Below are 12670 nucleotides of genomic sequence, written 5' to 3' on the forward strand. Positions count from 1 at the left end.
CTCAATCTCCGCCGCCTTGCTGCCATCTGCGCCGCTGCAGGCCGAAATAGCTGAACAGGATCGCGCCTAGCAGGAACGGGATCATCGCCACCGCGATCGCTGCGCCTTCACCGAGTTGCCCGCCCGAAATGCCGCGTTGGAATGAAAGCGTCGCCATTAGATGTGTGGCATTCACCGGGCCGCCGCGCGTCAGCACATAGATGAGCTGGAAATCGGTGAAGGTGAACAGAACCGAAAAAGTCATGGTGATGGCGATGATCGGCGTCAGCAGCGGCAAGGTGACATAGCGAAACAGCTGCCAGCGACCCGCGCCGTCCAGCGTGGCGGCTTCGTAAAGCGATTGCGGGATCGTCTGCAGGCCGGCAAGCAGCGTTATGGCGACGAAGGGAATGCCACGCCAGACATTGGCGGCGATCACCGAAGCGCGCGCGTTTTGCGGATCGCCAAGGAAGTTGATGTTGTGATCGATGAGGCCCATCTGCATGAGGGCCCAGGAGAGGATCGAGAACTGCGAATCGTAGATCCACCAGAAAGCAATCGCCGACAGCACCGTTGGCACCACCCAAGGAAGAAGCACCACGGCGCGGAAAAAGGATTTGAACGGTAGGTTCTCATTGAGCAGCAACGCCAACCACAGGCCGAGGGCGAACTTCAGGATCGACGCGCTGACCGTGTAGAGAAGCGTGTTGAACACGGACAGCCAGAACACGCTGTCATCCCAGAGATATTCGTAGTTCTCCAGGCCGATGAAGACGCCCGGCCTGCCGATGCGGGCATCCGTAAAGCCGAGCCAGACGCCGAGCCCCAGCGGATAGGTCAGAAAGACCAGCAGCAGCACCACTGTCGGCAGCATAAAGCCAAAGCTGAGCAGGCCACGGCTTTCCGCAACTCGCGACAAGAAGGAGGGGCGGGGTTGGACGTCGGCGGTTGTCACGGCCATGAAAGGCTCCTGTGGCGAGTATCGAGCGGCAGCAGTCCTTTCGCTTTCGTCGACTGCTGGTGCGCGGACCCCTTGGTCCGCGCTCTCTCCTTATGGGCGCCTGCATTTCGGCGCACGTCGCGACGCATGCCGGGGCCGACCCGAAAAATCACAAGCGTCTTCTCCCGCGAACGGAAAAAGTGGTCCAAACTACACCCGGTAATACCGGTTGGCGCGCTTCTCGGCCTCTTCCATTGCCTCCTGCGGCGTCGCCCGACCAGTCACCGCCTTGGCGAACATGTCGACCAGCACGTAGTCGGCCATCGTCGCGGCGGACGCGTAGCCGAGTGGCCCTGCGTAGCCGTTGTTGCGCAGCGTTGCTGACGCTTTGGCATAGGGCGCATAGTTTGGGTCGGCCTTCCAGATCGGATTGTCGTCGTAGGCCTTCAACGTCTGGCAGCAATAGCCGGAAGAGCCCTTGACCCATTCCGACATCTGCGGTTCCTCGAACATGAACTGCAGATAGGCCTTGGCCGCGTTCGGATAGGGCGTGTAGTTGAAGATCACCGCCGAGGTCACCTGATAAAGCTCCACCGCCTTGCCGATCGGACCGATCGGCAGGCTAGCGGTGCGGATGTCCTTGGCCATTTCAGCCAGCTTGGGATCCTTGTCCTTGTTGATCCTGGCGGTTTCATAGGCAGAGATACCGTTGGCGATGACGGACAACTCGCCGGCCAGGAAGGCGCGGTTGTTGTTCACGTCGAGCCAGCTTTCGGTGCCGGGGATGAAGGTCTTGTAGAGCGCCTGAGCATATTCGATCGCCTTCATCGTCTCGGGACTGTTGATCACCACCTTGCTGTTCTCGTCGACCATCTTGCCACCATGGCTCCACAACAGCCAATGAGCGTAGTTGTTGCCGTCACCGACGCCGTGGCCATGGGTGAAGCCGGCTGGGTGGCCTTTGGCCTGCACGGCCTTGCACAAATCGAGGAAGCTGTCGGTGTCTTTCGGGAACTCGGAGAAACCGGCCTCCTTGACCCAGCTCTCGCGGTAGACGATGGCGTTGCCTATGGTGGCCAGCGGCAAGCCGATGAACTTGCCGTCCTTGGTGGCATAGGTCTTCGGGCCCTCGTGCCAGCCGCCATACTTCTTGCCCAGATAATCTCCGAGGTCCGTCACATCGAGGAGCTTGTCGGGATATTGGAAGGGATCGTCGAACCAGACGAACATCAGGTCGGGGCCCGAGCCGACATTGGCCGCGACCGCCGCCTTGGGACGAATGTCCTCCCAGCTCTCCTTGTCGACGCGCACCTCGACACCGGTGGCATCGGTGAATTTCTTCGTCAGCGCCAGCCAGGCGGTCTCATCGCCCTGGACAAAGGGCGACCAGCGAAGGAGCCTGAGCTTGGCGCCTTTTTCGGGTGTGTATTTCGGCGCATCCTGGGCAAAGGCTGGCGTGCCAAGCAGGCGGTTGCCGATTGCTCCGGCAGCCGCCGCACCGGCGCCGGTTCGTATCACGTCGCGTCTGGTGAATCTCATTGCCATTTCCTCCTGTTTTGATTGGCTGAGCTCGGCATGTTCAAAGCCGGCGGCCTGTCTCTGCGTCAAAGAGATGGATCAGGCTTGGCTCGGCGGCAAGCTTGACGGTGTCGCCCGGCTGGAACGGGTGGCGCTCCCGGAAATTCGCGACGATCTCTTCACCGCCAGGCGCGCGGCCGATGATCTGCAACTCCGACCCGGTCGGTTCGACGACCGAAATGGTGACGGGGAAGCCCTGGTCGGAAAGGCGCAGATGCTCTGGCCGGATGCCAAGCACCACCGGACCGTTATTCAGCCCTTTTGGCGCCTGCGGCAAACTCATGGCGATGCCGCCGCTGCCTTCGAAGCCGCCGGCGCCAATGCGCCCTGTCAGCATGTTCATGGCTGGCGAGCCGATGAACATCGCTACGAAAAGATTGTCGGGACGATCATAAAGGTCGAGCGGGCGCCCGATCTGCTCCACATTGCCGTCATGCATGACAACGATCTTGTCGGCCATCGTCATCGCCTCGATCTGGTCGTGAGTTACATAGACGGTGGTGGTCTTCAGGCGCTGGTGCAGTTCCTTGATTTCTGCACGCATCTGAACGCGCAGCTTGGCATCGAGATTGGAAAGCGGCTCGTCAAACAAAAACACCTGCGGGTCGCGCACGATCGCCCGGCCCATGGCCACGCGCTGCCGCTGCCCGCCCGAAAGCTGCCGGGGATAGCGCGACAGCAGCGGCGTGAGGTTGAGAATCTCCGCGGCGCGCTCGACCTTGGCATCGCTCTCCTGCTTCGAGACACGCTTCAACATCAGGGAGAACGCCATGTTCTCGCGCACCGTCATATGCGGATAAAGCGCGTAATTCTGGAACACCATGGCAATGTCGCGCTCTTTCGGCGCGACCGTATTGACAATGCGCCCACCAATGGCGATCTCGCCGCGCGTGATGCCTTCGAGGCCCGCAATCATGCGCAACAGCGTCGACTTCCCACAGCCCGACGGGCCGACCAGCGTGACGAACTCGCCGTCTTCTATGTCGATGCCGACGCCATGCAGAATCTCGGCGGCGCCGAAGGATTTGTAGACATCGCGGATCGCAACGGATGCCATCGATTTCCTCCCGAGCGATGCGACGCCCTGCAAGGAAGACGTCCACTTTACTACGCAGCTTCCAGTCTTGCCGCGTCCTCCATCTGAACTGGTAGCGCTACCAGCGGTGCGTGTAAAGCACCGCCGGACATCTCCCGCAGCCTGATGCCCCTGCTGCCAGTAAGTGCTCGGCGACACCTGCGACTTCACGCAAACTAAGTCAGTTTGCCGGCCCTCATGGAAAGCACCTGAGGAAGCTTATGTTCCATCATGCGTGCCTCGTCAGGTTCGGTAGGTTGAGCTCGGGCAAGCTGTGCTTCATGGCCGTCTGCGCGGCCAATGCACTGGCCGCTGCCACCGCGACAAAGATCAGCCGAAGCGGCACGCTCGCCCATCTGCGTGCGCGCGGGTGCCCGGCACCGGTGCGCTTGCGCCATTGGTTAGAACGATTGCCGTATCGGTATTTGTTCACGCCCCTCGCTCCCCGAGGTAGGATGCGATTGTTTCTGCCTAGAGTCCAGACGAGCGCTTACAGGGGCCAATTCAGCGCAACCAACCTATCCGCCGTTGGGGCGAGACGCGTCAATGGACAGGATGCTGCGCCCTATAATCCGCGATGGAAGCTTGGATGCGGGCTAGTCGCGGCCGGAGGCGCTTCCATCGCCAGCCCCGGTATCCCTGCCGCACAGGTCATGACCCGACAACTGCCCCTGGTAGAGATCGAAGGTCGTTTGCCGAACTTGCGGTGAGCTTGGCCGTCAAGATGCTCCAAATCCACTCAACTCTATCGTTCAAAATGGCTGCTCACCGCTGGCATTGGTGTTTCAGCGCGCTCGCGGAAAGAAATATTGGACAATGCAGGCATCTGCGGTACAGACTTCGGTGTGCTATTCGACAGCATCAGGACAATTTGGTTCGAAATGGAACTGATCTGCAAGCTGCTGGCGCTCCCGAGTGTGAGGTACACGCGAGAGCCAATGCTACCGAACAGCTTGCGGGAGAAGACCTCAACCTCGCCAGCCTCACTGCCCGAGGAGCAGAATCGTCAAACGTTCGAGGTTTAAGTGCCATCCATCGAACCAGAACATCCCGCAGTCCCTCGTACCGGCATCCGCCGTAACACTGCCCAAGTCATTTCTCGCGTGATAACATTGCGAGGCTTGGCTCTCGTCCACGATGGCTTAATGGGGGCAATCGCACTGCTCCTGTCGTTCGCATTGCGGTTGGACATGGGAGGCCTTTCACAGAACTTGTGGATGTACCTCGCTGCCTCAACGCTCTTCGGATTCATCGTGAGCATTACGGGCTTCTTCCTTGGACTAAATCGCGGCATCTGGCGCTATGCGTCGTTATCTGATTTTTTAGCGATTGCGGGCGTAGCGACCGCATCTCTCGCGATTTTTACGGTTGCCGAATTCCTGGTTGCACGGCTGAACTCAATTCCGCGTTCCTCGATCATCATCGCATGGGCTTTCACCATCGTGCTTTTGGCCGGGCCTCGCGCCGCATATCGGGCATATCGAAATAGACATGATGTTAGCAGAGGCAAGGCAGCCCAAGGCGGTGGCAAAAAAGTCCTCTTAATCGGAGCGACCGACAATGCGGAGGCATTCATAAGGACGACCAAAGAGAGAGAAGGCGCAGCTGTCGAGGTGCTTGCAGTTGTTGACGAGCGCGGCCGTCGAACAGGAAGAGCCATCCGGGGCGTTCCGGTAATAGGTTCGCTAGACAAACTCCCTCAAATATTGGACCGGTTCGAGGCGCGGGGGCGCCGAGCCGACGCGATAATCCTGACTCGGTCACGTGAGGAGTACCAACGATACGCTAGTCTGGAAGAACTGGTGGACGTGGCGGCGCAGCACAAGGTTGAGTTGGCGACGATCCCAAATCTTCTCGATATGAAAGGCATTGATGCGAAGATCGAACTTAGACCCATAAAACTGGAGGATCTTCTCCAGCGTGCGCCCGTGAGATTAGACAGGGGCAGAATTGCCTCGATGGTTGTCGGCAGAAATGTGATGATCACTGGAGCCGGCGGTTCAATAGGGTCAGAGTTGGCGAGGCAGGTTGCCGAATTGAACCCGATGAACCTCGTTCTGGTGGACGCCAACGAATACGCGCTCTACTGCATCAAGTCCGAGATGACCCAGGTGCGCCCAGGCGCATCCATCCATGCCGTGCTTTGCAACGTCCGTGAGAGGGACGCGATTAGCAACGTGGTGGAAACCTATGCGCCGAATCTGATCTTCCACGCAGCTGCTCTGAAGCACGTTCCTATGGTTGAGGCTCAACCAATCGAAGGCATTTTCACCAATGTGATTGGCACCCGGAATGTAGCCGACGCGGCGCTCCGCTCTAGGGTCTCGAAGATGATCATGGTGTCGACAGACAAAGCCGTTAACCCGGCAAACGTTATGGGAGCCACGAAACGCATGGCGGAGATGTATTGCCAGGCGATGGACATCGACCAGACTACGTGCACCACGCGATTTACGACGGTCCGGTTTGGAAACGTCTTGGGATCGGCCGGCTCAGTAGTTCCTCTTTTCGAGCAGCAGATAAAAACCGGAGGCCCCGTGACGGTAACTCATCCGGACATAGTTCGCTTCTTCATGACCATCCCTGAAGCGTGCCTTTTGGTCCTGCAGGCAGCGGCTCATGATGCGGACGAGGCCAAAGAGCGGGGCCGAATTTTTGTTCTGGACATGGGTTCCCCCGTTAAGATCGTCGACCTCGCGCGCAATCTTATCCGGCTCTCAGGACGACGGCCCGATAAGGACATTCAGATCGTGTACACTGGGTTGCGTCCCGGAGAGAAGCTCTACGAGGAGCTGTTCGATCTGAACGAGCCGCTGAGCGGCACCACATCGCCGGGGGTGCTGGCCGCGTCAGCACGATCAATTAAGCGCGCCGTAATCGTGCGCATCTTTGATGAGATGCAGCGCATGATTGATGCGCAGGATGTCGAAGGCGCGCTAAGGCTTCTCCAGTCGACGGTGCCTGAGTTTATGCTGGGGGCCGATATTCTCACGACTATGGGCAGAGCGCGCGCTCTACAGCAATGAATCTCATTAGCCCGGCACCGGAGGACAGCCTGGAAGACGGTGACTTAGCCGGTGAGAGATTGCGGGTGCTCGTAATCAGTCAGCACTTTTGGCCCGAGAGCTTCAGAATTAACGAGGTTGTTGAGTCGCTGCGGCTAGAAGGTTGCGATGTCGAGGTCCTATCTGGTCAGCCAAACTACCCGGCCGGCAAGGTTTTCGGCGGATACAGCGCTTTCAACTTTGGAACCGAATGGCATCCTTCAGGGTATGCGATTCATCGGGTGCCGGTGGTGCCTCGTGGTGGCGGCGGAGGAACCCGGCGAATCTTCAATTACTTTTCCTTCGTTGTCCTGGGAGGAATGCTTGGCCCATACCTAACAAGGTCGAAGCGATATGATGTCGTTTTTGTGTACGCGATCTCACCCATACTGCAGGGCCTAGTGGGCGCCGTTTTCCGGCACATCAAAGGCGCCGCTCATGTCATTTGGGTGCAAGATTTGTGGCCAGAGAGTCTCGAGGAGACGGGATTCATCAAGAACGGATGGGCGCTGGCAGCGGTCGGACGGCTGACACTTTTCATTTACAGGCGAGCCGACCTTCTGTTGACGCAGTCTCGCGGCTTTATCGAACAAATTAGACTAGTCGTTGGTGACAGTGTGCCGATCGCCTATCATCCAAACCCGGGTGACATGTTGCTCGGCGAAAACGTTTCCCACGAGAGTTCGTCACTAAAACTCCCTGCGGGCTTCAACGTCGTGTTCGCCGGCAACTTGGGAACAGCTCAAGCCTTGGAAACCGTGTTAGACGCAGCAAGCTTCATCCACGATTCCGAGATACGAATCATCCTTGTGGGCAGCGGCAGCCGATCCGAGTGGCTTCGACAACAAATCGAGCGCCGGCGGTTGACGAATGTGATGTTAGCCGGGCGATTTCCACCTGAGGTAATGCCGAAAATCTTCGAACAATCATCGGCACTCCTCGTGACCCTGAAACGGTCGTCCGCCCTCAGCCTAACCATTCCAAGCAAAATTCCCAGTTATCTTGCGGCGGGGCGCCCGATCATCGCCTGTATAGATGGCGAAGCTGCAGATATTATTCGAGAAGCCAGCGCTGGGATAACGACTCCCGCAGAAGATCCAGTGCGTCTGGCCGACGCCATAACGGGCCTAAAGAACATGTCTCAAGAGTCGAGGGATCGCATGGGGAAGGCGGGGCGAGAGTACTTCAATTCGCATTTCGCGCCCGCGCCCTTGGCACGGGAACTTATCAACCATTTTCGAAACGCCCTTGCCAGGCACGGGCGTACCCGCCGGTGACGTAGGAAGATTGAACAATGAAAAGTCACACTCGGAACAACCTGCTAGTGCTCGGCGCCACCGGCATGCTGGGCAACGCGGTTTTCAGAGTGTTCTCGGGCAGCCCTCAATACCTCACTTTCGGTTCAACCCGTTCGTCATCACATCACCAGCTATTTTCGGAGCAAGTGCGCGGAAATTTGATCAGTCTAACCGACGCGGAGAACGCCGACGCACTCGCCAAACTTTTTGCTGAGGTGGCGCCCGATGTCGTCATAAATTGCATAGGCGTCGTCAAACAACTTTCGTCAGCAAACGATCCCCTTGCCGCAATCCCCATCAACTCGATATTGCCGCATAGACTAGCACGTCTCTGCCGCATCGCGAACGCCCGACTCATTCACATAAGCACCGACTGCGTCTTCGATGGCGCGCAAGGCAATTACAATGAGATCGCTCGCCCCAATGCACATGATCTCTACGGAAGGAGCAAGTTGCTTGGTGAGGTCGACTACGAGAACGCGATAACCTTGCGCACTTCGATCATCGGTCGGGAGTTGAACAGCTCCCATAGCTTGATCGACTGGTTTTTGCGTCAAAACGGGAGTGTCAAGGGCTTCAAGCGGGCAATCTTTTCCGGTTTGCCTACGGCCGAGCTAGCCCGGGTCATTCGCGACTTCGTACTTCCAAACCCTTCCCTCAGGGGGCTCTATCACGTGTCGGCCGAGCCAATCAGCAAATACGATCTCCTCACGATGGTCGCGGAAAGCTACAGGAAAGAGATTCGGATTGAGCCCGACCACGAACTGACTATCGATCGATCACTGGATTCGTCGCGCTTTCGCCAAGCTACCGGCTACGACCCACCGAAGTGGCCTGATCTCGTTCGTGCAATGCGTGATTTCGGCTAATTAAAGAGTCAAACCAATGTTTTCCAATAAAACGCTTCTCATAACGGGAGGCACTGGGTCGTTCGGGAATGCTGTTCTCTCCAGGCTATTGCAGAGCGATTTTGCAGAAATCAGGATTTTCAGTCGTGACGAGAAGAAGCAAGAGGATATGCGCATTCTTTTGCGGGATGACCGCCTAAAGTTTTATATTGGCGACGTTCGGGATTATCGCGCAGTTGATGATGCTGTTCGCGGATCCCACTACATTTTCCATGCCGCAGCGTTAAAGCAAGTTCCGTCTTGCGAATTTTATCCCATGGAAGCGATTAAGACTAACGTGCTTGGGGCGGAAAATGTGCTGCGTGCAGCGATCAGCCACGGTGTTCAGCGGTGCGTCGTTCTTAGCACGGACAAGGCGGTGTACCCAGTAAACGCGATGGGCATGTCCAAAGCACTTATGGAAAAGGTGATGATCGCCAAATCACGCCTAAGCGAGTCCGTGAAGACAGTGGTCTGCGCGACTCGTTATGGCAACGTCATGGCTTCACGGGGCTCGGTGATCCCGCTCTTTCTCGATCAGCTTTTGCATGGCCAGCCGTTGACGGTGACCGACCCCAACATGACGCGGTTCCTCATGTCCCTAGATGAATCCGTGGATTTGGTCCTGTATGCATTCGAGCACGCGCAACCGGGCGATATTTTCGTTCAAAAGGCGCCGGCATCGACGGTTGGAGTTTTGGCAGAAGCGATGCGTGAGCTGCTCGGCCGTCACAACCCAATCAAAATTATTGGTACCCGGCACGGCGAAAAGCTGTTTGAATCATTGGTATCTCGCGAGGAAATGGTTCGCGCCGAGGACCTCGGAAATTACTATCGAATTCCGGCGGACTCTAGGGATCTAAACTATGACAAGTATTTTGTAGAGGGGGAGCGGGAGGTTTCAGAACTCGAAGACTACACGTCTCACAACACGGTTCGACTCGGCATCCCGGAAGTCAAAGAGCTCCTGATGCGCCTTAACCTGATCAAAGAGGCCGCCCGTGCTTAAGGTGATGACAATCGTCGGCACCCGACCTGAGATCATACGGCTGTCCCGGGTCATCGCCAAGTTCGATGAAAACTTTGAGCACACCCTGGTGCACACGGGGCAAAATTTCGACTATGAGCTAAACGAGATTTTCTTCTCGGAACTTGGGATCCGTTCGCCTGACGTTTTCCTCGATGCTGCGGGAAAATCTGCGGCCGAAACAATTGGGCAGGTGATCATATCGGCCGACGGAGCTTTCGAAACACATCGCCCAGATGCGGTGTTGGTTCTGGGAGACACGAATAGCTGCCTGGCGGCCATACCAGCAAAGAGACGCAAGATACCTATCTTTCACATGGAAGCTGGGAATCGCTGCTTCGATTTCCGTGTGCCGGAGGAGATAAACCGCCGGATCGTCGATCATACGTCCGACATCAACCTCGCTTACAGCCAGATTGCTCGCGACTACCTGCTCCGGGAAGGCTTGCCACCCGATCAGATAATAGTGACGGGTAGCCCAATGCGCGAGGTGCTTGAGTACTATCGCGGCGCAATCGATGCGTCGGATGTGCTGAAGCTCCTTGGGCTTTCCGAGGGGAAATTCTTTGTCGTCAGCGCACACCGTGAAGAGAATGTTGATGCGCCTGACCGATTGAAAAAATTACTCGATATCATCAACGGGATCGCTGAAAGGTACGAGGTGCCCGTGATTGTATCGACCCCCCCCCGGCCCCGAAAGCGCTTGGATGCTCTCGCGGCCCAAAGCAACCCGAATGTGCAGTTCGAGAAGCCTTTCGGCTTTCTCGACTATGTGAAACTTCAGAGTTCCGCCCGAGCGGTGCTGTCTGACAGCGGGACAATCACGGAAGAGAGCGCGATCCTCAACTTCCCTGCTTTAAATTTACGCGAGACCCATGAACGTCCCGAAGGGTTCGAAGAAGCTTCGGTGATGATGGTGGGGCTAGAACTCGAACGCGTGCTTGATGGCCTTAAAATTCTTGAAGGCCAACCGCACGGCGTGGACAGATTGCTTCATCTGCCAAGCGACTATCGCCCGGTCAACGTGTCCGAGAAGGTGGTGCGAATTGTCCTAAGCTATACCGATTTCGTGAATAGGCGGACCTGGAGAAAGCAGTAGGAAGCGGCGCAATAAATGCCGCTTGCCGCCTACCCAGCCCGCACGCCTCTTGCCGTCAGCCCTTTCGTTAACCACCAAATCGCGCCGAGGAAGAGGACTGAAAGGACCAGCTCGATAGCGTAAATCAGCAAAGTCCACGGGAATCCCATTTGAACTGTGAGATAAGCTAACGAGACCCCCGCCACCGCGGCGGTGGCGATGTTCTGGGTTGCGCGCGATGCCACCCACTCTATTGAATGGCCCACTAAAGTCAGGGCAAACATGAAGGCAGCTACAACCGGCAGGGAACCGGAAAGGCTGGCTATGCCGACGGGGCCTGGCAGAGTTAGGAAGGTGTAGTACTCCACGTTGCCGTAGCGATCACCAGACATTTTTTGGTAGATCGCGTGAGAGCCTTCTGCAGGATCTTCCGACAGCACCTTGAAAAAGAGATCGGTGCTGAGCTGGTTGGAGTTTGCGGCCGCTGTCATGACGCCCTCCATTCCGACCCACCGCATGATTGCCAGGTTTCGGAGTTGGCGGAACAGACCTTCAAGAGCAAAACGGTCACGTGTCACTGTTTCAACCTTGTCGGCTAAAGATGGTGCTTCGGGGGCAGGCGACGTGATGGTCGCTGATGGAGGAGCAGCGATCGCCGACGAGTTGGTGTCTGGTTTGGACTGGCCCGGACTGTTTGAAGCTTCGTTGTTCATGGCGGGGGCCGGCAGTTGCATTGGATCGGAAGCAGTCTGGGGGGTGTGTTGTACCGAAGGCGTGGCTATTGGAGGCGCGTTTAATGAGAAGTCGAATGCCCGTTCGAAACTAACGACTGCCAGCGACCCCGCGAAAACCAGGGCGGCTAGACCCATCGCGATCGTAACAGCAATCCAGCTCTGCACTTGCCTGTGCCGCAGCATAACAACTGCACACGCTGCCAAGACATAGAGAAGGAGTTGGATTCGGCTTCCCATTGAAAGAGAAGCCAGCGCACCTAGCAACGTAGCCATGTAAATAAGCGCTGCATATGGCCATCCCCGAAGCTCTATCAGCCAGAGCACAGCCGTTAGCCCGCCCAAGAGGGCACCCCATGAGATTACAAAAGCCGCGACTGCATAGATGCGGCCATCCATCGGAACTCCAAGTGGAAACCCGATTCGAATAATATGAAACGAGTAATTGCCCCAATACAGCGCGACTGAGACAATTGTCAGAAGCGCAAGCGCCCCGAGAACGAAGTGGGCGAGACGTGGGGGGCCAGATGCCCTCAGAGTGTTGCGGAAGGAGGGGTAAAATCCAGCGACGATATTTGCCAAACAAACACCGAACAGACCGCTTGCCGCGAACAGCAGCGCTTGGTCCCATTCCGATGTGAATCCGCTGATCGGCTCGATCAGCTTCACGTCAAACACGAGGTTAGCGACCGCCTTGGCGATAAACCCCACGAAAAGGAAGGAGGATAAAAAGAAAACGAAGAAGGAGGACGGATATACAAGCGAGAGTGCTACGGCAATGCAGCCGGAAGCGTAAAAACACAGGAGAGCCAAAGGCGATGCACCAGGGTAGGCAACCAGGAGTGCTGCGCCGGTCGGCAAGGCCAACACAGCCCCCACAAATGGCGCGAGGTCTAAAAAACCCTTCGATCGGGCTTCGGAATCTGTGGAGATCATCTCAGTTATAGCGCCTATACGCCAAAAAAAGGTGAGTTACCATTTATACATTCCCCAGTTAACCTGCCGGCTCTTCGTTGCGCGAGGGATGAGCCTC

10 protein-coding genes are annotated in these 12670 nt (G+C 57.0%); 5 read left to right on the top strand and 5 right to left on the bottom strand.

The features are described from left to right. Window position 1: 1 nt before the first annotated feature. The 4 genes from FJ948_RS20745 to FJ948_RS20760 form a co-directional block, all read right to left on the bottom strand. A complete protein-coding gene (locus FJ948_RS20745) occupies window positions 2-940 on the bottom strand; it encodes a sugar ABC transporter permease (RefSeq protein WP_140707638.1) in 939 nt (312 codons plus the stop codon). 189 nt (window positions 941-1129) lie between these two features. Continuing rightward, entirely contained in the window at window positions 1130-2458 is a 1329-nt protein-coding gene (locus tag FJ948_RS20750) for an ABC transporter substrate-binding protein (RefSeq protein WP_140707640.1), read from the bottom strand. 40 nt (window positions 2459-2498) lie between these two features. Beyond that, complete coding sequence (gene ugpC / locus FJ948_RS20755) at window positions 2499-3554, bottom strand: sn-glycerol-3-phosphate ABC transporter ATP-binding protein UgpC (protein WP_140707642.1); 1056 nt, start codon at window positions 3552-3554, stop codon at window positions 2499-2501. A gap of 247 nt (window positions 3555-3801) precedes the next feature. Beyond that, window positions 3802-4005, bottom strand: coding sequence for a hypothetical protein (locus tag FJ948_RS20760; RefSeq protein ID WP_140707644.1), 204 nt, complete (start codon window positions 4003-4005; stop codon window positions 3802-3804). Between the two features lie 592 nt (window positions 4006-4597). On the opposite strand from FJ948_RS20760, the gene FJ948_RS20765 reads away from it, so the two are divergent. From FJ948_RS20765 to wecB, 5 genes are read left to right on the top strand one after another with little or no spacing between them, the layout of a single operon-like run. Continuing rightward, complete coding sequence (locus FJ948_RS20765) at window positions 4598-6598, top strand: nucleoside-diphosphate sugar epimerase/dehydratase (RefSeq protein ID WP_140707646.1); 2001 nt, start codon at window positions 4598-4600, stop codon at window positions 6596-6598. Then, entirely contained in the window at window positions 6595-7893 is a 1299-nt protein-coding gene (locus FJ948_RS20770; RefSeq protein WP_140707649.1) for a glycosyltransferase family 4 protein, read from the top strand. Before FJ948_RS20765 ends, FJ948_RS20770 begins: the two co-directional genes overlap by 4 nt. Before the next feature lie 17 nt (window positions 7894-7910). After that, window positions 7911-8783: an SDR family oxidoreductase gene (locus FJ948_RS20775; protein WP_140707651.1), complete on the top strand. Its 873-nt coding sequence runs from the start codon at window positions 7911-7913 to the stop codon at window positions 8781-8783. A gap of 16 nt (window positions 8784-8799) precedes the next feature. Beyond that, complete coding sequence (locus FJ948_RS20780; protein WP_140707653.1) at window positions 8800-9810, top strand: polysaccharide biosynthesis protein; 1011 nt, start codon at window positions 8800-8802, stop codon at window positions 9808-9810. Further along, a complete protein-coding gene (wecB, locus tag FJ948_RS20785) occupies window positions 9803-10927 on the top strand; it encodes a UDP-N-acetylglucosamine 2-epimerase (non-hydrolyzing) (RefSeq protein ID WP_281405368.1) in 1125 nt (374 codons plus the stop codon). The genes FJ948_RS20780 and wecB overlap by 8 nt, the downstream gene beginning before the upstream one ends. Window positions 10928-10956: 29 nt before the next feature. Here the strand turns inward: wecB and FJ948_RS20790 are convergent, their stop codons facing one another. After that, on the bottom strand, window positions 10957-12573 hold the full coding sequence (locus FJ948_RS20790; protein ID WP_140707655.1) for a hypothetical protein: 1617 nt from the start codon (window positions 12571-12573) through the stop codon (window positions 10957-10959). Between the last annotated feature and the right edge of the window lie 97 nt (window positions 12574-12670).

It is taken from the genome of Mesorhizobium sp. B2-3-12 (assembly GCF_006442205.1).
GTDB lineage: Bacteria > Pseudomonadota > Alphaproteobacteria > Rhizobiales > Rhizobiaceae > Mesorhizobium.